The organism is Candidatus Erwinia haradaeae (genome assembly GCF_900698925.1).
In the GTDB taxonomy this organism is placed as follows: Bacteria; Pseudomonadota; Gammaproteobacteria; order Enterobacterales; family Enterobacteriaceae; genus Erwinia_E; species Erwinia_E haradaeae_I.
Genome location: NZ_LR217713.1, coordinates 389,986 through 415,446, shown reverse-complemented (window position 1 = coordinate 415,446; position 25,461 = coordinate 389,986). Strand labels below are relative to the sequence as shown.

General features: G+C 29.1%; 12 protein-coding genes. 1 reads left to right on the top strand and 11 read right to left on the bottom strand.

Annotated elements, in window-relative coordinates:
- Positions 1-777: 777 nt before the first annotated feature.
- The 7 genes from HACICURV3402_RS01175 to ispA all read right to left on the bottom strand — a co-directional run bounded on the left by HACICURV3402_RS01175 (position 778) and on the right by ispA (position 11,173).
- On the bottom strand, positions 778-1,410 hold the full coding sequence (locus tag HACICURV3402_RS01175) for a DsbA family protein (protein ID WP_157992538.1): 633 nt from the start codon (positions 1,408-1,410) through the stop codon (positions 778-780).
- Between the two features lie 1,260 nt (positions 1,411-2,670).
- The gene (locus HACICURV3402_RS01170; protein WP_157992537.1) at positions 2,671-3,240 is read right to left on the bottom strand and encodes a UbiX family flavin prenyltransferase; all 570 of its coding nucleotides are present in this window, start codon (positions 3,238-3,240) and stop codon (positions 2,671-2,673) included.
- A 555-nt stretch (positions 3,241-3,795) separates the two neighbouring features.
- Positions 3,796-5,313: an amidophosphoribosyltransferase gene (purF, locus tag HACICURV3402_RS01165; RefSeq protein ID WP_157992536.1), complete on the bottom strand. Its 1,518-nt coding sequence runs from the start codon at positions 5,311-5,313 to the stop codon at positions 3,796-3,798.
- Positions 5,314-5,354: 41 nt separating this feature from the next.
- On the bottom strand, positions 5,355-5,834 hold the full coding sequence (locus HACICURV3402_RS01160; RefSeq protein WP_157992535.1) for a CvpA family protein: 480 nt from the start codon (positions 5,832-5,834) through the stop codon (positions 5,355-5,357).
- A gap of 1,145 nt (positions 5,835-6,979) precedes the next feature.
- Entirely contained in the window at positions 6,980-7,246 is a 267-nt protein-coding gene (gene ubiK / locus HACICURV3402_RS01155; protein ID WP_157992534.1) for a ubiquinone biosynthesis accessory factor UbiK, read from the bottom strand.
- A gap of 1,125 nt (positions 7,247-8,371) precedes the next feature.
- On the bottom strand, positions 8,372-10,252 hold the full coding sequence (dxs, locus tag HACICURV3402_RS01150) for a 1-deoxy-D-xylulose-5-phosphate synthase (RefSeq protein WP_157992533.1): 1,881 nt from the start codon (positions 10,250-10,252) through the stop codon (positions 8,372-8,374).
- A gap of 18 nt (positions 10,253-10,270) precedes the next feature.
- A complete protein-coding gene (gene ispA, locus HACICURV3402_RS01145) occupies positions 10,271-11,173 on the bottom strand; it encodes a (2E,6E)-farnesyl diphosphate synthase (RefSeq protein WP_157992532.1) in 903 nt (300 codons plus the stop codon).
- A gap of 1,478 nt (positions 11,174-12,651) precedes the next feature.
- Between ispA and HACICURV3402_RS01140 the strand changes: the two genes are divergently transcribed.
- Complete coding sequence (locus HACICURV3402_RS01140) at positions 12,652-13,623, top strand: polysaccharide deacetylase family protein (RefSeq protein WP_157992531.1); 972 nt, start codon at positions 12,652-12,654, stop codon at positions 13,621-13,623.
- Between the two features lie 276 nt (positions 13,624-13,899).
- Here HACICURV3402_RS01140 and pgi read toward each other — a convergent pair whose 3' ends face one another.
- From pgi to mrdA, 4 genes are all read right to left on the bottom strand, one after another.
- Positions 13,900-15,543 (bottom strand): glucose-6-phosphate isomerase, encoded by a 1,644-nt coding sequence (pgi, locus tag HACICURV3402_RS01135; RefSeq protein WP_157992530.1) that lies wholly within the window; start codon positions 15,541-15,543, stop codon positions 13,900-13,902.
- 2,891 nt (positions 15,544-18,434) lie between these two features.
- The gene (gene ychF / locus HACICURV3402_RS01130) at positions 18,435-19,523 is read right to left on the bottom strand and encodes a redox-regulated ATPase YchF (RefSeq protein WP_157992529.1); all 1,089 of its coding nucleotides are present in this window, start codon (positions 19,521-19,523) and stop codon (positions 18,435-18,437) included.
- Between the two features lie 1,554 nt (positions 19,524-21,077).
- Positions 21,078-22,193 (bottom strand): peptidoglycan glycosyltransferase MrdB, encoded by a 1,116-nt coding sequence (gene mrdB / locus HACICURV3402_RS01125; protein WP_157992528.1) that lies wholly within the window; start codon positions 22,191-22,193, stop codon positions 21,078-21,080.
- 24 nt (positions 22,194-22,217) lie between these two features.
- A complete protein-coding gene (mrdA, locus tag HACICURV3402_RS01120; protein ID WP_157992527.1) occupies positions 22,218-24,095 on the bottom strand; it encodes a peptidoglycan DD-transpeptidase MrdA in 1,878 nt (625 codons plus the stop codon).
- Between the last annotated feature and the right edge of the window lie 1,366 nt (positions 24,096-25,461).

Here is a 25,461-nt window from a genome sequence, read left to right as displayed (position 1 = left end):
TTCTCTAACAAAGTATAAATTATGTACGCATGATAAAATCAAAGATACCTAATCACTTATAAATTTAATACTCAAGACATTCTTAATTAATCGTATTAAAGTAAAATAATCAGAGGATGAAAATTATATTGCATCTCTCTATAATAAACATAATTCATTTAAACATTTTATGTTAGCTAAATACAATAAAAAATATCTATTTTTGACAGAAAGATCTTTGATCACTGAAACTTTAAAATCCTTTATTTTATGTAAATAAACCACATATGATGAATAAAAATAAAAAAAATAACCAACGTCTTTTTTACAATGTCATGTTCTAACTACAGAAAAAATTCCACATGAATAGAAATAAAGATAATCATTCTTACCATGATCAAGTCCAAATTATTGAATTCTAATTTAAAATATCTATAATCTTCTAGACTTAGACCTTACAATTTATTATAAATAAATGAATACTATAATTAATGATTTATAAAAATCATATCTATGACAATTTATATATGTTTTTAATCACTTTAGTATTATTTGAATAAAAATGTTCATTCTAAAAAAGACAACCATAGTAATATTTTGACCTAAATAACTCATACATACCCAGTTTAATATAGAATAAGAACAATTATAAACAAAATTCAATACAGCTAAAAACTGATTAAGTTTTAATAATATTTTCTATAAAAACAATATATAAATATCAGACTATTTATAAGTTACCTTGTAATATAAATATGATATCCATATATCAAAAATACTATCGTTTTACTCTCTCATTCATTCTTTTTTGGTGAGTAAGAAATGCACCAAATTAGAATATTGTTGCAAATAAACCTCTGTAGAGCGTGAATCTAACTCACTATTATTAATCATATATTTTCCATAAATTAACATCGTTGGGACCCCTTTTAGACCGACATATTCTGCAATTTTCTCTTGTTTATGTACTAAGTATTCTACTTGATCACCATGCCACGCTACATCATATTCCGCTGACTTTATTCCAGAAGCTTTCATAAAAACTTTTTTCAAAGAAACTTCATCAGTGACAGTTTGATCATACAAAATCCCATGGAAAATAGGTAAAGTAACTTTATTTTCTAACCCCATAACCATAGCAATCGCCCATGCACGTGTTAAAGCGTAACCCATGTTGCCGCCAAAACATCCAATATGATACTTTATGATCTTAACAGGATGAGGAAGGTTCTTTCTTACAACATCACCAATAGGCCAAATTTGTTCAAATTGATAACAATGAGGACAATAAAATGAAAAAAATTCCACTATTGGAGCTTCAACAGGAATAGCCTTATCTAATGTGATATAATGCTGACCATTTATAAATTCAGAAGCTGTAACGTTTACTGTCCAAAACAAACCCAATAACACTAACCAAATCTTTTTCATTTAACCACTACCCCTTCATCACCGATAGCACGCATACGTCTTATAGCTATCCTATAACCAGTAGGTTAGCATGATATAAATACGAAATATGTAAAATCTATTCATTATCCACAATCATTAGCCACAATAATTGTCTTAATTTTCTTTTAAAAGAAAAACTCCATTATTAATCAATTTTATCCTTATCTGAATTTTATATAAAAATATATCTAATCTTATTGCTAAATAAAACTTACTTCATGTCATTGAAGTAATTATATCTACAAAAAAATATTGAAGATAATTTATTTAGATAAATCACCTATAATACTATAACCTACTGAATAAAAAAATTCTATTTAGAAAGAGTTGTGTAAAATATAAACCATATTTTAAGAACACAATCTGATATAGCAATCACATAACTAGTCTATCTATGTATAGACTAATCTAGAAAAGTAAATACATAACACATAATATATAACACTAGATAAAATAATCTCTAATTTATACAAGTAACTTTTCTTCTGAAACAAGAAAAAAATAAATCATTAATATCTCAAATTAAAAAGTATGGAATAGAAAAATTCATTTTTCTCTGTAAAGAACATACTCTTATTATATAAAAGTAGTATTTAACAAGAAATCATATATCTAAATCAATTAAATAAATTATAAAAATAATAACTTCTTCTATCGATTAGGATCGAACCATTTATTAAATAAAATTATTAAATTATTTTATATTATAAAAAATAAAAAAATAAATCTCCTGTCGCTATTTAATTCTAAGATATCTAATTGGGTTATTGCTTTGTTAACCAATAAACTATATAATACCATATTATACCTTGATATAATAAAATGATATCTGATATAAATTGATACATAATCCTTTTCTACTTAATTAAGATTAAACTTAACACTCTTTAATAAAAAAACGAGTTGTTAAAATAAAGATATCATCTTATATAGAAAATAAAAAGATTAAAGAAATTTAAATCTACTATGTTCATTTATTTGTAAATAGCCATTTCAATCACCTTAAATATTATTTTTTTTTAGATAGAAGAATAAATAACTTACGGTATATAACAAAACAATTTAATATACTATTTTACTCTTCTTATAGTTTAAACTAATCATGCTAGTACTGTTTAGAGAACAGTATAGATATACACTTAACCAAGTTCTTACAGATCTATCTTATGTATAAGATTAAGATTCAATCAAAATCTATAAAATAAATTATTATTTATATAGTAATTAAAGTTGGTTTAGCTATTTCTCTCCCCAGCGAATAAAAAGATCATTCTTTATTTTAATATTAAACTGATCTAAAACACGGTTTACTGTTTGATCAATAATGCTCATTATATTATGAGGACGATGATAAAATGAAACTATTGGAGGCATGATTACAGCACCTATCTCCGATGCTGTAATCATCAAACGAAGATGTCCAATATGTAGTGGAGTTTCTCGCACACATAAGACTAGACGACGCTTTTCTTTTAATACTACATCAGCAGAACGAATCATGAGGCCATCATGATAACTATGCACAATAGCCGATAGGGTTTTTATTGAACAAGGTAATATAACCATCCCACTAGTTTGAAATGATCCAGAAGATACACTAGCTGCAATATCATGCACATCATGCACTTCATCCGCCATAGCATGAACATCACTTACCGAGTAATCACTTTCAAGAAGCAATGTACGATTTGCGGATTCACTCATAATTAGATGAGTTTCAATTTCATCAATATTCTGTAAAACCTGTAGAGTTCGTATACCATAAATTACTCCGCTTGCACCAGAGATACCCACGATCAATCGTTGCATGCCATATATCCTAAGTCCGATCTTGAGAATGAATTACCTTTCTATATCCAATTCTTATTTAAAATATTACCAAATATTGATTCAAATTAAAAGAAAATAAAAAATCAATATGATTTTCAAATAAAAACCAGGATCTTTAATAGATACAGTGAAATGCTTGGTTACAAGCCATACAATCAATCTATAATATATATTGAAATTAATATTCTAGAACTCATTTAGAAATACTAAAAAATTACAAAAAATGTTAATCAAATTATTTTTTATAGTTTAGCTTTGATAAAGAACTTATTAATCTGTTAACCAATAATATAAAAAATAATACTATTATTAGTGTATCTTCATATGATGAATAAATTAATACCTAAAAAAACTACTTACCTAATTTGATATGATCACGTTCACCAAAAATCAACGATATATAGCATGCTCATATCACATAAAAAAATAAAACAACAGTGATCCCTTTACAGAAAATACAATAAATATCAGAAATAAAAAATATAAAATCCCATTGTATTAAATAAAATAAAACTGTTATATAGATATATATTCTTAAAGCTCATTATATATTTCTAAATTCTCTACCTCGCTAATATTTTGTAAATCCTCAGAATAATCAATACGCGATTCTTCTAAATATGACAAATATTTCTGATCAACATTTTGAGTAATATAAATACCATTAAATACAGAGCACTCAAATGAAGTAATATCTAGGTTGTCTTCTCGTACTGCATTAATAAGATCTGTAAGATCTTGAAAAATCAATCCATCAGCCCCAATTAAATCACAAATTTGATTAGAATCTCGTCCGTGAGCAATTAACTCTGTAACACTGGGAACATCAATCCCATATACATTGGGAAAACGTATTTCTGGAGCCGCGGATGCTAAATACACCTGATGCGCACCTGCTTCACGAGCCATCTCAATAATTTGCTCAGAAGTGGTTCCTCGAACAATAGAATCATCTACTAGTAATACATTTTTTCCATAAAATTCTGCACGATTGGTATTTAGCTTCCGTCTTACTGCAGTACGACGGAAGTTCTTACCTGACATAATAAAAGTACGACCTACATAACGGTTTTTCACAAAACCTTGTCGATAGGGTTTGTCAAGAATTCGTGCTATCTCCAAAGCTATATCACAAGATGTTTCAGGAATAGGGATGACTACATCAATATCGATATTTTGCCATTCACGCGCAATTTTTTCACCAAGTTTAGTGCCCATACGAACACGAGCACTATATACAGAAATCTTGTCGAGACATGAATCTGGACGAGCAAAATATACATACTCAAATAGACATGGGGTACACTTTGGATCGTCAGAACACTGATGACTATATAACTCTCCTTCTTTTGTTATATACACCGCTTCTCCGGGCTCGATATCTCTTAGTAATGTAAACCCTAATGCATCTAGTGCTACACTTTCAGAAGCAACCATATACTCAACACGCCCATCGTCTATAATGCGCTGTCCAAGAACTAATAAGCGAATTCCATGGGGATCTCTAAAAGCAACTAACCCATGACCAATAATCATTGCAACACAAGCATAAGCACCTTGTACCTTTTTATGAAGCGAAGAAACAGCTGAAAAAATATTGTTTGCGTGAAGAAGATAAGATTCAAAACAATCTAGTTCTTGAGCAAAAATATTCAGAAGAATTTCAGAATCTGAGCTAGTGTTAATATGTCGATGACCACTTTGAAATAATTCAGTACGTAATGAAAGAGCATTAGTAAGATTCCCATTATGGGCTAACGTAATTCCGTATGGAGAGTTCACATAAAAAGGTTGGGCTTCAGATGCATTACATTTCCCAGATGTAGGATAACGAACATGACCAATACCCATATTACCACTCATTCTCTTCATATGAGCAACCTGAAATACATCACTTACTAATCCGTTGCCTTTTCTCATATGAAAATAATTCATTGCATCAATAGTTACGATACCGGCAGCGTCTTGTCCCCGATGTTGAAGCATAGTTAACGCATCATAGATAGACTGATTAACAGGCATAAATCCAGCGATCCCAACCACACCACACATATTGATATACCCTCATAATCTGGCCTTGTGATGCCCGAGTCTTAATAAAAAATTGCTTTATTTTTTAAATAAGCCACGACCGACTCAATAATATAATTAAAATAGGGAATTAACTGAGATTGCTGCCAGTCTGGGAGTTTAGAAAAACTAGTAAAAGTATCGAGAAAAAACAATATGCCTGCAGAAATTAATATACCTCGTAATCCACCAAAAAAAACTCCTAAAACCTTATCCACTGCTAAAAAACTAGTTTTAGAAACTAACCCACCTATAATAGAGTTAATAAAAGAGCCTACAATCAAAGTACTTATAAAAATACACATAATAGAAATACCATTACGTATAATTTCATTTTCAAAACCTGTAAACAAGATAGCAAGGTGAGAATAGTAACGATTAGTTATCAAAATTGCACAAAACCAAGTGAATAAGGAAAACACCTCCTTAATAAACCCACGCGCAAGACTCACAAAAGAAGAAAAACTAATGATTGCAATAATGCTATAATCAATCCAAATCATAAATGATTCCAGTTACTATATCATATCTATTTTCAATTCAAATTTCAATCTAAATGTAAATTTAAGCATACTCAAATATTATGGCTTACTCAGAATATCATTCTATTAATAAGTTATTAAACCAACTGAAATGATTGCACAAACTAACCGATAACAAATCAATCCAATCTATCACTTAGGCAGTGATAACATATAATATTAAAGTTAGGTTAGAAGCCCATTAAGATCGCTTAATCATAGATCAATTTAATATATCTAAAACCTATTCATCTCTTATATATGATCTTGAAATTTTAACCAAAAAATTTAATAACTGCTCAAGATCTACTAAACTATCTCTCATTAATTTTATAGATTATGTCTAAAGATTCTATCTTACGAACTAATTTTTTATTTTTTATAATTATACAGATACATAAAGTAAATATAGTTTATACAACTAACTTTTACAGGAAAATAGCTCATGATTATATCATATAAACTCTACAAACATATTGATTCATAATATAATCAAAAATATCAATTCATTATTTTGATTCAATCCACTAAATTGACTAAATCAGATCTTAAACACAAAATATATAATATATAATATGAATTATTCAGTATATCTCAATATACTAAAAAAATATTTTTATATTCAGGTATTCTGTAACTAACTTTTATGTAATTGATGTATATCGCATACACTTTTTCTTTATCAAAAGAACGTTAATGCCTAAAACATTCAAATATAATATATTAAGATTTTCTAACGATTTGATAATCTCTGATTAAGATCTAAGGTAATGATCGACACTTCATTCTAAGCCTATATATATTAATTATTATTGTATAATGATATTAATGCTCTCCTACCAAGCATTGTGCATCATAACTGTTTTTAATAATCTTAAAAAATGAATTCTAATGGCATTGAGATGACCAAAAACCATCCTGTAAAAGATTTTTATTCCAAAGATCTTGACCTTATCTTCACAAAGATAAGAGGAAAAATAGAAAAAATAAAAGAATATAGAAAAATTCAATAATTTAATTTAGATAAATCAAACAACCTATTATGGTTTTAACTTACATCAAGACCCATCCTTCTAAATTTTAATACAAGAAATAAAAATTTTAAAAAGTTACAAACTATCTTCTATTTATGTTTTATTTAATATTTGATCATTCTTCACCTCTTCTAACTCAGACAATCTTTTTTCTAGAATAACCAGCTTCTCCTGCGCTTTCAATAAAATCTCTGCCTGAGCATCAAACTCTACGCGACTGACTAACTCTAATCGAGCAAGCTGCGCTTGCAGTGTCTGACGTATTTTTGTTTCAATATCATAACCAAAATCACGAATGCTAATTGGCATCGCATTATGAACCTTCCTGGCTAACATTTCAATTTTTTTTGGATCAATCATAACTTGACTCCTAATAAAAATAAATGCAATGTAGTCTCTATCTCTGACTTAACTTAAGTAAACAAGACTCTTATATTATAAGAAAAAATTTCATTTAAAAAAGTCATAATAGATGCATAATCTCTTGAAAAATTGTGAAAAATTCTTTATTGAACGCATTAAATTATAACGAGACATGATTATATTATTAACTATACACTAATTCTCCTTCTTTAAAATATTTTATCTGATAACATCATAACTAAGATTTTCAAAACAATAGAAACATGGTATCCCTCTGTAAACCATACGTTTACAGCCATATTTATATATACATATATCACATCAATACTACTTTGATAAATTCTTCTGACTATATTCAATAATCTAAGAGATCCAGGTTGCAGTAAAAAAATTATATGTTTCAGAAAACAATATCCAATACATACAACTTAAATTTCTTATAGAATAATATTCTTAATCCAGGACCAATGTGCTCTACCATCTATATAGATAGATTACACATAAATAATTTCGTACTTCTTTCTATTTATTTAACTGGTAGATTAGTACACACGCATATTCTATATATACAAAAATCATAATGTTATGCACACAATGTTATCTATATTATTCAACTGTTTAACATTACATACCGACATATATGTCTGGTGTTTGCTTCTCAAAATTAATACCATTCTGATTTCCTTTCCTTTTATGTTTAAAGAACCTTTGATCTTATGAAATGATCAAATATCATATACAATTCATCTTAGACTACTGAATTTAAAACCTTAATAAATTGTTAAAAAGCCATGGTTATTATCTGTTCTAACAAAAACTCATATGGCGATCTTATAAACTCTTGATCTAAAATCAAATAATAAAATCATACTTTTTAATAATAAATTGATTTATTAAATCAATAATTTTATAATCTTGGCCTTTTTTTAAAAAATTTCATAACTGAAAAGATATTATTATTCAATACTAATGATTGTATACAGGTTTGTGAAAAAAATAAAATAAAGCATCACCTATACTCATAACCCTGATACAAAATTATTTCACTATATCAATAAAGCTAACTCATTCCCTTCTTAAGAAGATCATCACTTAATCAGATATTGAAATATAAATATAAACTTAAATGAGATGTAAGTCTGGTCCTAGCCAATCCATAATTTGTTTTTGAATACCAGAACTATCTAACTGATAATCCATCCGAATCTGATTCTGATCTCCCTGGGGGATAAATTCATCTGGTAGACCAATATTTAAAACTAATATTTTTTTTCTTTTAGCCATAAATAACTCATTAATACCACTACCAGCTCCACCCTTTATCACTCCTTCTTCAAGAGTAATGACTACTTGATGCTCTTCTGCTATCTCTAAAATAAGCGTATCATCTAATGGTTTAACAAAACGCATATCAACTAAAGTAGTATTTAGTGTTTCAGAAACTATCATCGCCTGAGATAATAACGCTCCAAAATTTAAAATCGCTATCTTTTCACCTCGTCGCTTAACTACTCCTTTCCCCAAAGGAAGAGAAGATAGCGATTCTAAATACGCCCCGGTTCCATAACCCCGTGGATAGCGAACTACACTAGGTCCATCTTGATAGTGATAACCAGTATACAACATCTGACGACATTCATTTTCATCACTTGGTGTCATAATAACAAGATTGGGAATACAGCGTAAAAAAGCAAGATCAAATGCTCCTTGATGAGTTGGTCCGTCTCCCCCTACAATCCCACCACGATCAATTGCAAATAATACCGATAATTTTTGAATCGCAACATCATGAATAATTTGATCATATGCACGTTGTAAGAAAGTAGAATACATTGCTACTACTGGATTATAACCGCCAATAGCCAACCCAGCAGCAAAAGTTACTGCATGCTGCTCAGCAATTGCTACGTCAAAATATTGTTCTGGATATTCACGTGAAAACTTAACCATTCCCGACCCTTCTCGCATAGCTGGTGTAATAGCTATGATTTTATCATCCGTAGATGCAGTTTCACTTAACCATTCACCAAAAATTTCAGAATAACTAAGAAGACCTCCCGTATTTTTAGGAAATAAACCTCTATCTGGATCAAACTTAGGTACTGAATGCCAAGTAATAGGATCATCTTCTGCTGGGGAATATCCCTTTCCTTTTTTCGTTATTACATGCAAAAATTGAGGACCTTTTAAGGTCTGAATATTCCGTAAAGTTAAAACAAGTGTATCTATATCATGACCATCTATAGGGCCAATATAATTAAAACCAAGTTCTTCAAACAATGTACCAGGCATCAACAGACCTTTAAGATGCTCTTCTGTTCGTTTAAATAATTCTTTAATCGGGAATATACCATTAAGAACTTTTTTACTAGTTTCACAGACACGGAAATAAGTTTCACCTGATAAAATCCTAGCTAACCGAGAATTTAAAGCACCTACATTTTCAGAAATTGACATTTCATTATCATTCAGAACAACTACAAGATCTGCCTTTACTGTACCAGCGTGATTCATGGCTTCGAACGCCATCCCAGCAGTAATAGCTCCATCACCAATCACACAGACGGTTTTCCGACCCATTTTTTCTTTAGCCGCAGCAACAGCTATGCCAAGTCCAGCACTAATCGAAGTTGACGAATGACCTACGCTTAAGACATCGAATTCACTTTCCTCACGCCATGGAAAAGGATGTAATCCATTTTTCTGTCGAATTGTACCTATTTTTTCACGACGACCAGTTAGTATTTTATGTGGATACGCCTGATGACCAACATCCCAAAGAAGTGAATCAAATGGCGTATTATAAACGTAATGCAAAGCAACTGTTAGTTCCACTACTCCTAATCCAGAAGCTAAATGACCACTAGAGCAACTAACACTTGCAAGCAAATACTCCCTTAACTCCTTACAAAGTAATGGAAGAATACTTTTTGGTCGTAGCCGCAATTCTTCTACCGTACTTGCTAAAGAAAGTGTAGGATATTTATAAGGTTCAAAGCTCATCGTTATCTCATTTAAAAGTTATATATCGCGCTCAATAATAAAATGTACCAAACCCTCTAATAAAGTCGTGTTAAAAGATTGTTTAGAAAGTATTTCTAATTCACTAAGCGCATTTTGATGTAGATTCTGAAGCTTAATTTTTGTATTAGCTAAACCAGCTAGCAATGGATAAGTTTTCTTACTAAAATTCTGATCAGACTCTAATTTTTTTTCAATAGACTCCCTATCACTGATAAAATCTAAAATATCATCCTGTATCTGAAAAGCTAAACCAATAATATTAGAAAATCTATCAAGAAACGGCATAATCTCAACACCAATCTCTCCAGCTGCCAAGGCACCGAGACGAACCGCTGCACGAATCAATATTCCAGTTTTATATCGATACACACGCTCTAACTCCTTTAATGTGAACCGTTCTTTATCTATAATCGATAGATCGAAAGCCTGACCTCCACACATTCCTCTTACACCGCTAGCGCTAGATAGCTCAGACAACATAGAAATCCGATTTTCGGGTATAACACCAGACATTGGAGACTCACTTAATATAGAAAAAGCAAGAGATTGTAATGCATCACCAGCTAAAATAGCTATATCCTCTCCAAATTCAATATGACAAGCTGCATGACCACGACGAAAACCATCGTTATCCATGCAAGGTAAATCATCATGAATTAAAGAGTATGCATGTATACATTCAATAGCTGCTGCTGGTACATCGAGAACAGTTTCCTCTACATGTAACATAGCTCCAGTAGCATATACTAAACAAGGACGCAAGCGCTTACCACCCGACAATAAAGCATACTCTATTGCTCTGACTAAAGAGATATTCTTAAATGGAAGTTGCATAATGTGTTGATGAAGAACATCATTTATACGATGATGATACTTGTTGAGCAAGGTATTCAAAATCATAACTGTTCCTATATTTAAAATATTCTCTTAAATACTTTTATGATATGGTGTAATCATCTGAGTTAAAGCAAAAATTATAATGTCCATATCAGAGGCGTTTCTGAGAAAATAAATTCTCTTTCTAAAGAAGAACAAGAGAAAAAGTTAACGAGATCAATAAGCCTCACTCGTTATCGTATCAAACTTACTAAACTAGCCGGCTGATTGAATCTTAGTAATGCAGATCTTGAGTTCAATTTGAAGCCAATAAAATCACTGTAAAATATTTGAAATATCTAAAAAAATCTCCAGGAGAAATGTATATAACCTGGAAATAATGTATAAAAAGATCAATTAACCCATGATAATCAATATTAGACAACTTAAATATACAATTAAAAAATATTTTTCTAAAAACTATATCAACAAACCGATCTTTTAAATCAATATTTAAATCACTTATTAACTCTATATGCAATAAATTATGTCTAAAATCAAATACGCTAGGCTTGTCTTCATCAGATCAACTGATTAAGAATCAACAAACTTAAAAGAATGAGTAAACAAACACTCTCAAAATTAGTTACATTGAATATTCTCAAAATTAGTTACATTGAATATATAGAAAACATCTCCTTTTCTCTCTTAGAAACTAAACACTACTGCCAGCCATGCCTGTTATTACTTAGAAGAATAATAGGTTATTCCATACTCATCACTAACATTGGAGTCATGTGTACATAATATTATAACAATAGTAACATAAATAAGACTCTAAGTAATGAAGACTAGTCTAAAAACTCATATACTTCTTATTACCCATAAATCTAGTTATATTACTGAAAATGTTTAAAGAAAGAAAAAATACTGGTTTAATTTAAATAAAATAAATCCACTTGCTATGCAAGCATATTATCTTTTAAATAAAACTATCAATAATAAACAAATAATCCTAAGATAACAATTTCTAATACAGTAATTGATTCATAATCAAGATGAAGATTCTTATCTTATCTGACGGGATTTTTTAAAGAACACGGATTCTGATTACTCACATGATGTGAAAAAATAACATTATCTTATAATTTAAAAAATTCAATTATAATGATAATAAAATTATACCTTACTATCATATCGTTGTTCTTCTTTCTTCTCCCTACAGAAGAACTGTTAATTATCTAATTATATTAATAAAAATATAGAAAAATAATAATTTCTGCGTATTGTAACTATCTTTTCATTCACACACCTTGCTGATGTAATCTAAATGACAAAATAAAATGACATGAATCTTATAGACATAATATTAATAAATAATTTTTTAAAACACTATTCCTAAGATGGTAGACGTATATTCTACCCATAGTCATCAAAATATTATAATCTTATTCTATATATAGAATAACTTCTTATCCAAGAAGATATATAAACTTATTATTAAATATTTAACTTTGCATAATATTCTACATAGCGCATCTTATCTTAATAGTAGAGGAACAATGAATCTACCCGCACTACTCATTACTGTTGATACAGAAGGTGATAATCTTTGGAATAATCATGATCAAATCATGACAAAAAATACCTATTTTTTACCTCGATTTCAACAGCTATGTGAGAAATATCAATTCAAACCTACTTGGCTTACTAATTATGAAATGATTATAAACCCTGAATATATTGAATTCTCCAGAAATATTATTAGACAAAATACAGGCGAAATAGGTATGCATTTACATGCGTGTAATAATCCACCTTTATACGATCTAACAGGGGATGATAAACAGCATCAACCTTATCTTATCGAATACCCTGAACAGATTATTCGAGATAAAATCATATACATAACAGGCTTATTAGAAGATACTTTACAAATTAAAATGAGATCCCATCGAGCAGGTCGTTGGGCATTTAATATAAAATATGCTCAAATTCTCATAGAACAAGGTTATCAAGTAGATTGCTCTGTTACTCCGCGCGTTAACTGGAAACAAACCATAGGAGACCCTAAAGGAGAGGGTGGTACTGATTACAATATGTTTCCTGATTATTCTTATTTTATCGATGAAAAAAATATTTCAAAACCCGGAAGCACTTCTCTATTAGAAGTGCCAATGAGTATTCAATACAAACACAGTAATTTAATCAACCAACTGCAAATAATATATCATTATTTGCGAGGAAAAAAACATAATCCGACAGTACACTGGCTCCGTCCTTCTGGAGGGAATGTAAAACAAATGATAGATGTAGTAAAAACATCGCTAAGAAATGGAAGAGACTATGTCGAATTTATGATACATTCCTCTGAATTAATGCCAGGCGGAAGTCCAGCATTTAAAACTGCATATGATATTGAAGTACTATATAACGATTTGGAACAATTATTTATCTGGCTGCATCCTTATATAGTAAGCATGACTTTATCAGAATTTTATTCTGAAAAAATAACATATTCTAAAACAAAATAAAAAATTTTCTATGTAATTTCATTTATAAAAAAGAACCTATTATTGATTATCATACACAAATAACCTTAAATTCTTTTAACATAAATATGTGCTTTTTCACCTGGGCTTAATTACATAACATATCGAAACAACGTTAATAGAAATAATATCTAAATATTCAGTAATTTTATTACTACTTATAAATAGAAAACACTACAAATAAAGATTTATAAAAATCTTTGTAAGAAGAAAATTATTAAAAATAGAAAAACCTCTCATAACATCGTATTTCAATCGTTAGCGCCACGACTTATAAGTATTAATAAGTCCGTTAGTTGAACTGTCATGGCTATTAACCTCATTAATATCAGAAAGCTCTGAAAGAATCCGATTAGCTAACTTTTTACCTAATTCAACCCCCCACTGATCAAAGCTAAAAATATTAAGAATGATACCTTGAGTAAAAATCTTATGCTCGTATAATGCCATTAAAAGGCCGAGACTGTAAGGGGTTATGCAACGTATTAAAATGGAATTAGTAGGACGATTTCCCTCTAACCGTTGATAAGGAGAAATATCCTGAAGAAGTTTTAAATCTTGTCCAATATGGGCGTGATCTCTTTCTGTCATTCGAATTGATTGACCAAAAGCTAAAGCTTCAGTTTGCGCTAAAAAATGTGATATCAGTTTATCATGATGATTGCTAAGTTGATTATGTGAAATAACTGGTGCAATAAAATCACATGGTACTAACTTAGTCCCCTGATGAATCAATTGATAAAATGCATGCTGACCATTAGTTCCTATATCACCCCAAATAATCGGACCAGTCTGGTAAGAAACCGCTTTTCCGGTGCGATCAATAGACTTTCCATTTGACTCCATGTTACCTTGCTGAATATATTTAGAAAAATAACGCATATAATGATCATATGGAAAAATCGCCTCAGTTTCTGAGCCAAAAAAATTGTTATACCAAATACTAATCAAAGCAAGTAATATTGGTAAACTTTTTTCGTCTGGTTCATTAAAAAAATGACAATCCATAGCATGAGCACCACTTAAAAATTGCTCAAAATTTTCAAATCCAATAGAAAGAATAATAGATAAACCAACCGATGACCATACCGAATAGCGACCGCTTACCCAGTCCCAGAGTTTAAACATATTATGATTATTAATACCAAATTTATTTACTCCCTTTTCATTAGAAGATAAGGCAACAAAATGCTTGTCTATATCCTTCTCTTTACCGGATTTTAAAAACCATTCACGCGTATGATAAGCATTACTCATAGTTTCTTGTGTAGTAAATGTTTTTGATGCAATTAAAAACAAAGTAGTCTGAGGACTAAGTTCTTTTAATGTTTCAACAATGTGAGTTCCATCAATATTAGAAACAAAATGCATCCTAAGATGATTTTTATACGGACGAAGTGCTTCCGTTACCATACGAGGACCAAGATCAGAACCTCCAATACCAATATTCACCACATCAGTAATAGATTTTCCAGTAAAACCTTTCCATTTACCATTAATAATGGCCTCAGAAAATAATTTCATCTTTACAAGTACATCATTTACCTCAATCATAATATTTTGACCATCAAGAAAGATTGGCGTATTTTTGCGATTACGTAATGCTATATGGAGAACTGCACGATTTTCAGTACGGTTTATTTTTTTGCTAGAAAACATGGACTGAATGGCACCTCGCACATCGGTTTCTTTCACTAACATTTGTAATTTCTCCAGAGTCTCCTCTGTAATAAGATTTTTTGAAAAATCCAGCAAAAGTTCCTCTTCAAACTTTATAGAAAAAGAAGTAAAACGTTTAGAATCATGTTTAAAAAGATCAATAATTTTGATATTTTTCATCTTTTTAAAATGTTGTTGTAAATCTTTCCAAGCAGGAGTTTCTATTGGATTAATATTTTTCATAAAATCTACTATCATGATTAAGGATCTTAGCTTTATACTAATCTAGTAAAATCTTCAACTTCACATCCGTTTCTATCGTTATGGAAAATTACAGATATTATATAATGGAATGTAGATTATCATCAGAAAAACTCTAAATAATCATCCATCCTTTTATAATCCACTTCTCTGTAGATATATCACAATGATCTAAAATAGAAAAAGATTTACATACAATAAACCAAAATACACTTATGAAACTATAAAAACGTTGCTAAGATTCTTATCTTTTATAAACTATTATCCTAATTTAGATCAAATAATGCCGCTGTAAATAATCTTGTCACTACTTATATAATTGATATATTCTATCAACAGTATGATTAAAATGATTTAATCATTTTCATACAAAATATTCTTTATAATCATAATGTACACAAAAACACTAAATCTTAAGCTTATGTAATGAAATTATTAAATAATTATGCATGTTAAATATTTAATAAAAAGTATTATGATAATACATCATGATACAATTGAATGTTTTTACCTTATACTAAAAATTAGTAAACACTATGAAACTAAACTAAAACTGATTGAAATAAACTAATCTTACTTTTATGTCCATAAAATCCAAAAACTAAACAATAAAAAAAACCCAAGATTAATACTGCTAGTTAATATGAGATACTTAACTAAACATAAGAAATAGATGGAAAACGACACCTTAACTAATATCTTAAAAACCAATAAAATCTTGTTATTCTTCCCAATATCTATGATTGCCCTGACCTAACATAGGTATACTATGATATTTTTATAGTGCACATCTAAGTTATAAGACCGGCTTGGTATAAATCAAGGACCACTGTTAAAAATTTTGAGTGAACAGCAACATGTTACTTTAGAAACTAACATTGATATTCTAGCCATACTGAGAAAGAAAATGAGATATAACCATCCTTTTCTAAAAAATTCTATGAATAACTTGATAATTAGACCAGTTACTTATCTTATTATTGTATCGCTGATATCTTGAACTCTCTTTCTCAACTATCTCTATCAGAATGAGATAAATATTAGAAAATATTTCCAACTCTCATGGTATTCCAATAAGTGAACTTTATTAAATATTATGCAAAAAAATCCTACATATAAGTATATTAAAATTTTCGATAAAAGGCTCATTTAATAAACATCGCATACTAAAGCTACTAATGACATCATTTCATGAAATGTCGTAACACATTTTTCATGCAGGCGGTGATTAGAAAAAGGTTGCTATAAATCTTTTCTCTGATTACGAAAAGACCTGATATAAATATCAATATAATGATATTTACTTTTCTATCACGTTTTTTATCATACATATTCAACTCTTCCCTATAAAAAAATTATAAAGAAGCTATCCCAAAAAAATATGTATTACTGTAAAAAAAATTATTCCTAGTTTTGTTTTTGTTGCTTAACAAGCTTTAATAAAAATTCAGAAACCAAACTGAGAAATTTTCTTTTATTCTCGTGAAACCTATTATGAATATGTCCTAAAATTTGATATGGACTTAGGTGATATCAATATAATAAGTGATCTAATACTAAAACTATATGGATTCAACTGGCAATCAACTGCCAGTTTCTATATATATTATTATTCTAATTTACTACATAAAATATTATTTTAAATTTAACACCGTAACAAATTTTTGTATATATTATTATATTAAAGCATCAAGAAATTCTTATTTCATGATAAATAATAACTATGATATTATCTCAATTACTATATTTCTCTACGAACAAAATATATAGTTATACATTGTTAGGATTCTTTTATGCAAAAACTAATATACTTCATCTTGTTATAAAGGATAACTTCTTTCTACTTTATTGACAAATAATAAACACAAATCACATTTATAAGATCCTGCAATAGGGTCCCTCTTCATAATAAATCTTGCAATAGAATATTAAAACTTTTTATTTATTATCTTATTTTAATCTATTTTACAACATATCATTTAATCTATTACCTTCTCACCACCTTTACTTCTCTTCTCTAAAAAGAAGTTTTTATCATCACATATATTACAAAATAAAAATTTATGGAAAATTGATAAAAATAGTCTATTTGGTTTTAACTCATAAGTAATATATAAGCTTAACATCTCATTTAATTTTAAAGATATCATCTTATCTTTTCTGTATCCTCCCGTAAACCTTTTCACATAAACTCATTGTTAGTTATGAAAATAAAATCGTAAAACATATTATAATAATGTAATAATTCTATCTCTCTAATCAATAAATTTTGTCGTCCTAAATATAAACACACTATACATAAAATATATAATCTCTCTGCATTAGAATTAAATTCTATTTGCTCTATTATGCATCTTCATATTATAAGAAATATTTATATCTTAAATAAGATCTAATCTTGTAGTCAAATACCAAGTTCCTTTCTTGGTTATTTAGGAAAATAACCTAACCTATAAAATAGGTATATCTATAATATTAGATACCAATTCATTATTTATATTATTATAATTAACGATACGAAGATTTTTATTTTTAAAAAAGATTATTAAATTAATTCTAATTTTTACAATATTAACATACAATATAATGTATTTTATTTGATAAAAATGACAAAATACATCTTTTCTTTGCATATAAAAAAATAAAATCAATAGAATTAAGAATTCATCAACAAAACAATCATTTTTATATTAATTAAATAAGTTATGAGAAAAAATCTAAACAACTATGGATTAGAATATATTATTTCATTCATAATTAAAACCATTAAAAACACAAAAAATCATTTATGTAATAAGTATTTTACATACTCCATGTAAAATCTCTAAGTTCTTATGCATTCATAATAATGATTATTCTATTAATAATATACACTATGTATTGAACAAAAAATTTATTACATCTCCATCTTGTACGATATAACTTTTTCCTTCTAATCGCATTTTACCGGACTCTTTAGCACCTTTATTACCTTTACAAGAAATAAAATCATCAAAAGAAATCACTTGCGCACGAATAAATCCTCTTTCAAAATCACTATGAATTTTTCCAGCAGCCTGTGGAGCTGTAGATCCAGCTAAAATAGTCCAAGCACGAACTTCTTTTATACCAGCCGTAAAGTACGTTTGTAATTTTAATAGATCATAACTTTCTTGAGCAATACGATTTAATCCTGTTGTCTTCATGCCTAAAGAAGTCATAAATTCCTGGCGCTCTATCTTATCCATCTGAGCAAGATCTGATTCGACAACCGCGCATATGGTTACCACTACTGCTTTCTCACTTTTTGCAATTTTGTATACAGTATCTAGATATGCATTATTTTTAAAAACACCCTCATTAACGTTAGCAACATACATAGTTGGTTTTAAAGTTAAAAAATTTAAAGAACGAACAATAGACTTATCTTCAGTACTCATATCTAAAGAACGCAACATGCCAATATGAGATAAATGAGATAAACATTTTTCAAGGAGAACTTGTTCTTTTTCAACAGGTGAAATTCTATTAGATTTTTTCTGTATCTTTTGAAGGGCGCGTTGACACGTATGCAAATCAGATAGGACTAATTCTGTTTGAATTGTTTCAATGTCATCAGCAGGATCAACCTTATTATTTATATGAAGAATATTTTCATCTTCAAAACAGCGCACAACATGTATAATAGCTGACGTATCTCGGATATAACTTAAAAATTGATTACCAAGCCCCTCTCCTTTAGAGGCGCCTTGAACTAAACCGGCAATATCTACGAAATTCATAATAGCAGGTAAAATGCGTTTAGGTTGTACAATTCCAGCTAGTTGATGAAGCCGTAAATCAGGTAAAGGAACCATCCTGCTATTAGGTTCAATCGTACAAAAAGGAAAATTATTTGCCTCAACACCCGCTTTAGTTAACGCATTAAATAAAGTAGATTTACCAACATTTGGCATACCAACGATGCCACATTTTAAACTCATAAATTACCTTATACATAACTGTTCTAATAGAAAAATAATGATCAATAGACAAAATTGCATAACGAGTTATTTATTACATCATCTATAAATACGTCTTTTCTGTGAAAAAATTACTTCTAAAGAATACAATATATAACTTAACCCGATGTATAAGTCTAATTTACATATAAAAAAACTAAAAAATATAAAACCATCATAATGTTGATCTTCAAACTATATAAATAATTCTATTCATTAGAAATCAATTAATAGGGCTTACAGTTTGAAATAAAAAATAATCTTATGATACTAAAAGTATTGAAATAATTGGATCACTGGATCATCTGAACACTAGACTACTAGACTATAGTGTTATTTTTTACATGACACAAATATAATATTTTTAATATAAACAATCATGTCTATCCCCACAATCCACAAGACATATTAACTTAATAATTTATATTAAAATCATTAATGAATCAAGCGATACCTTATCTATATATCAATATCAAGCCTTAAAATATTAATACTTTTTAAGTAAAAGGATAATGTCAGATATCGTCATATATCTATATTTGATAGTACAATATAAAATAACATTCTCTGAACTACTAAATAATGCATTAAAATATGTTATATCTTAATAGAACATTAATTCTAGATAGTATATAAAAATAAATTAAATCATCAATATTAAAAACAATATTTGACGCGATTGTTAGAATAACAATATAAATATTAAACACATTTGATAAACTATCTTGTCAAAAAAACTCTTCACAACAGTCAATAATCCCTATAGAAATTTCAATCAATTATAAAATATCACAAGAAGATTAATTAAAAATATGCAACTATAATATTAAAAATATGCAACTATAATAAATAAATTATATCGCTTAATTGTCACTAAGAAAATAGCCAGACTCTTTCTATTTTATCTTTTCTTATCAAGTTTTTAGTATATATGCGCTAAATATCACTATAGTTTAAAAGATTAAATCCCATTGAATTCAATAAAAGATTTAATCTAATAATAACTACTCTAATCAATCTTCTATTACTTATAAACATTTATGAACAACATTTATAATCCACTAATACCTGTATGTAATTGAAAAATTTAAGAATATAAGTAAAGTATCTCGTAATCTCAATGTATGTAAATCACATAAAACTAGAACTGATACTGAAATCATGTTCTTTATCACAGAGTTATTTCTTTCAAATAAACCAATATAAAAAAACTAAAAATATAACAATTATAAGTACATACAACTCACGCTTATCTTCTAAAGATAAATTCTAAAAAATCAGTATCATCACACGTTTTAATACACTTAACCTCTTTTCTTTTTAACGTATTACTTGATTTTTCTGTATTAAGGAGGTGATTTGCATGTATAAAAACTAAAATTAAAGACTATGTATTCTCTGCAATATTCAGCACCTATTAGAAACATTATTAACCATATAGTAATATCTTTCACGAATGCTCATTATTCATATGCCATTAAAATATTATGCACTTTTTCCAATTGAATTATAAATACCAATCTACAATCATAATACTTATAAATTTTTAGATAACATTTTTCTGTTTGTATGAATGGACATCACAATACCAAAACCAGCCATTAAAGAAATGAGTGAAGATCCACCATAACTCACTATAGGTAGAGGAACGCCTACAACTGGTAAAAGACCACTTACCATTCCTATATTAATAAATACATAAACAAAAAAAATTAATACATTACCACCAACCATCACTCGACCAAATGTTGTCTGAGAATGAGCTGCGATCACTAATCCACGCAAAATCAACAAAACATATAATAACAGTAAAAACAAAACTCCTACTAATCCTAATTCTTCCGCTAATACAGAAAAAATAAAATCAGTATGACGCTCAGGTAGAAATTCTAATTGAGACTGAGTACCATGCAACCACCCTTTTCCTGGTAACCCACCAGATCCAATAGCAATCTTTGATTGAATAATATGGTAACCAGCTCCTAAAGGGTCGCTTTCAGGACACAACAACATGATAACTCGATTTCTCTGATATTCATGCATTAAACAAAACCATAAAATTGGAACAAATGCTACAATACTTAATACCGATATCATGATTACAGTCCAGCTCATTCCTGATAAAAATAATACTAATAACCCCGATCCAGTAATAAGGATTGAAGTACCTAAATCAGGCTGAGCAAAAACTAACAGTGATGGAATCAAAATAACTATTAATGTAATGATAATATTAATAATCCTAGGAGGACAAATATCACGATTAATAAAGCGTGCTGTCATCAAAGGTACAGTGATTTTAGCTAATTCAGATGGCTGAAAGCGTATCATCCCTAGATCTAACCAACGCTGTGCGCCCTGACTACTTTGACCAAATATTGTTACTGAAATTAGTAATACAATAGAGATTATATATAAAATAGGGGCCCAGCTTTCATAAACACGCGGTGAAATTTGAGCCATTATTATCATTACACATAGACCGATTGTAATTTGAATAATCTTTCTTTCCATCACACCTACATTCTGACCACTAGCGCTCCACATAACCAGTACACTAAATACTAAAAGCAAAACGATTATAAAAAATAAAATTGGATCGAGATGAATACGATTCCAAGCTTTTTTCCATGATTGCTTGTTTGTTATCATAAATCACTGATCCTTATTATCTAATCAACCTGCACTTACGGTGGGAGATTTCACTTGATGATGACCAAGAATAATATAATCGAAAATTTGACGTGTAATTTTACCAATTTCGGATCCACTGCCCCCGTTCTCTAAAATTACAGAAATTGCTATACGTGGTTTCGTATATGGAGCATACGCAGTCATAACTTTATGATCACGAAGACGTTCAGTTAATCTAGTGGCATTATAAATTTCCATTTCTTTAAGACCAAATACCTGTGCTGTACCAGATTTAGCAGCAATTTTATACGGTGCATCTGAAAAATGCTTACGAGCAGTACCATTAATCTGATTAGCCACATTATACATTCCCTCTTTTACTAGTTTCCAATATTCGCTATTTACACAAACCATGCCATTACTTGGTAAATTCTGCCATAAAGCAGTCTTTTCTCCCTGTATCACCTCCATTAATAAATGGGGTGTTTTAACCATTCCATCATTAATAAGGATCATCAAAGCTTTGTTCATTTGTATGGGTGTAGCAGACCAATAACCCTGTCCTATTCCAATCGGAATAGTATCTCCAGGATACCAAGGAATCTTAAAACGTGTAGTTTTCCATTCACGAGTAGGCATAATGCCAGAAGACTCTTCTTGTAAATCAATCCCGGTAAGAGCGCCATAACCAAACTTTTTCATCCATTCGCTAAGACGATTAATTCCCATGTCATATGCAATTTGATAAAAAAAAGTGTCAGAAGACTCTGCTATAGATTTAATAATATCAAGATGTCCATGACCTGAATGCTTCCAGTCACGAAATCGTTTGTTTGTTCCCGGAAGCTTCCACCATCCAGGATCAAATAAAGTAGTATTGCGTGAAATTATACCAGAGCTTAAGGCAGAAATCGCAATATAAGGTTTTACTGTTGAGGCTGGTGGATACGTCCCTTGAATTGCACGATTAATTAAAGGACGATTTTCATCATGAAGTAAGAGGCTATACTGCTGGCTAGAAATGCCTTGTACAAAAAGATTGGGGTTATAGCTAGGAGTCGATACCATAGCAAGAACCTCTCCAGTACTAGGATCAGTAACCACTACAGCTGCTCGACTACCCGCCAGAAGCGTTGCAATATATTGTTGTAATTTTAAATCAATAGTTAAGTAAATGTCATAACCAGCTTGTGGTGCTTTTTCATATAATTGACGAATCACTCGTCCATGATTATTTACTTCAACCTCTTCATACCCCGATTGACCATGTAAGACATCTTCATAGTAACGTTCAATACCTAATTTACCAATGCTGTGAGTTGCTGAATAATTGGACCATATCCCTTTTTTTGCAAGCCTCTTGATATCAATATTATTAATTCTTGATACATACCCAAGAACATGGGTCAAAATAGCACCATAAGGATAGAATCTCTGCTGACAACCTACTATCACTACACCATTAAACCGATATTGATTTACTGAAAATCGAGCAATTTGAACTTCAGTAAGATTAGTTTTAAGTACAATTGAGGAAAAATGCCGTAAACGTTTTTTTTCTTTATAAAAAAGATTAAGCTCTTCATGAGTCAAATCAAAAATTGGTTGTAATTGAGATAAAGTCAATGACAAATTATCAACTTTATCTGGAACTATTTCCAGTTGATAAATTGTTCGATTAAAAGCAAGCAAGACACCATTGCGATCACAAATCATACCTCTGCTTGGAGCTACTGGCACTAATTTGATGCGATTGGCATTAGATCGAGTACTATAATCTCGATAACGGATGATTTGAAGTAGATAAAGGTTGCTAACTAATACAGATGATAGAAGTAAAATACCTAAAAAAGCAATTAACTCTCGACGTACAAATAATTTGCGCTCGGAAGTATAGTCACGAAAGAAGTTGCTTTTCAATTGGTTCCACTGCTTCTGTCTATTCACTTAACTTGGAAAATTAAAATGATATGAAAGGTAATTAGCAATAGCCTACTTTCTGAAAAAACATTTTTCTATTCAATCAGTTTTTATCCTGATAAAAAGAGACTGCTAGTTATACTTTAACCTAGTCATATTAAAGTAATTTATACCCTTATAGTTGATTATTCTTGTAGTGATACGTCTTTGGCAAAAAGAATCCTGATTACAAGATGTATATGATATATTTTTTATCTGATAATATAATATATTGATGCCTTATTGCATTTCTAAATAATATGTAGCTACTATTATATAGTAATTTCTTATATCCACACCCATGTTATCCTGATCAGTTAAAATATAAACTAAACTAATTAGCATGCTATTTCACATAGAAATAGAAAAAAAGATATACACAACATGTATTCGAATGAAACTTCTAATCAAGTGATAGTATACTACTAGACCCTAATAGCAATAATTAATCTTTTCTCGAAAACTTGATTCACTGATATACATAAAATCTATACTATTTCCGATCATATAAAAAAACACTGATATAAAAATATCTTATATCCATATAACGGACCGTAATTACCTCAAGTGAATTTTTAATAATAATAAATATCTATCTGATCTTACCTTTATCAAATATAATAAAAATACTCAATTTAGGGTATTAAAAGATTACAGTATAAAACTATATAATTATATTTTATTTACAGAATCTAATGTATAATAGTAACTGAAATCCTAATTGATGCAGAATGTAATTCCATTCAATATCCAATAGTTCCCGCTTATAACCTAAAAATATCTAAATATATTTAAAAAAATGAATCCATGAGTCAACCGTAAGTTATTCATCTTAGAAAGAACTTATATTATTATTCTAATAATACTGATGTAAATTATTATTAAACCTGATTCAATCATTATTTCTCATTTGTTTAAAAAAAAGATACCCCTACTGAATACATTTTATCGTTATAAAAAATATTTCTCTTGTCATTTAAGGCGAATATATACGTATTGAATAAACCTATCTCTAGATAGAACTATCTAAAATCAATTATAAAAGTATATATTTATTTCGAGCAACGTATATGTTAATAATCATTATTAAATAAATTATATACAATAATAAATATAAAATTCCTCTTCATCTTATAATCAAGTTATAAGATTTTTATAATCAAGTTATAAGCTTTCATTATATCAGTAATACTGGACTTACCACGTTATGATAATTATCCAATCCAAAAAAATTCATTATAATGCTATTGCTAAAAACAAGTTGATTACATCTATTATACAAAATAGATACTTATCTCATAGATTTTCTTATCATTCTAATAATAAT

What these genes read in the sequence shown, in the direction of transcription:
- HACICURV3402_RS01175 (WP_157992538.1), bottom strand. Translation starts at nt 1,410, where the DNA reads ATGAAAAAGATTTGGTTAGTGTTATTGGGTTTGTTTTGGACAGTAAAC.
- HACICURV3402_RS01170 (WP_157992537.1), bottom strand. Translation starts at nt 3,240, where the DNA reads ATGCAACGATTGATCGTGGGTATCTCTGGTGCAAGCGGAGTAATTTAT.
- purF (WP_157992536.1), bottom strand. Translation starts at nt 5,313, where the DNA reads ATGTGTGGTGTGGTTGGGATCGCTGGATTTATGCCTGTTAATCAGTCT.
- HACICURV3402_RS01160 (WP_157992535.1), bottom strand. Translation starts at nt 5,834, where the DNA reads ATGATTTGGATTGATTATAGCATTATTGCAATCATTAGTTTTTCTTCT.
- ubiK (WP_157992534.1), bottom strand. Translation starts at nt 7,246, where the DNA reads ATGATTGATCCAAAAAAAATTGAAATGTTAGCCAGGAAGGTTCATAAT.
- dxs (WP_157992533.1), bottom strand. Translation starts at nt 10,252, where the DNA reads ATGAGCTTTGAACCTTATAAATATCCTACACTTTCTTTAGCAAGTACG.
- ispA (WP_157992532.1), bottom strand. Translation starts at nt 11,173, where the DNA reads ATGATTTTGAATACCTTGCTCAACAAGTATCATCATCGTATAAATGAT.
- HACICURV3402_RS01140 (WP_157992531.1), top strand. Translation starts at nt 12,652, where the DNA reads ATGAATCTACCCGCACTACTCATTACTGTTGATACAGAAGGTGATAAT.
- pgi (WP_157992530.1), bottom strand. Translation starts at nt 15,543, where the DNA reads ATGAAAAATATTAATCCAATAGAAACTCCTGCTTGGAAAGATTTACAA.
- ychF (WP_157992529.1), bottom strand. Translation starts at nt 19,523, where the DNA reads ATGAGTTTAAAATGTGGCATCGTTGGTATGCCAAATGTTGGTAAATCT.
- mrdB (WP_157992528.1), bottom strand. Translation starts at nt 22,193, where the DNA reads ATGATAACAAACAAGCAATCATGGAAAAAAGCTTGGAATCGTATTCAT.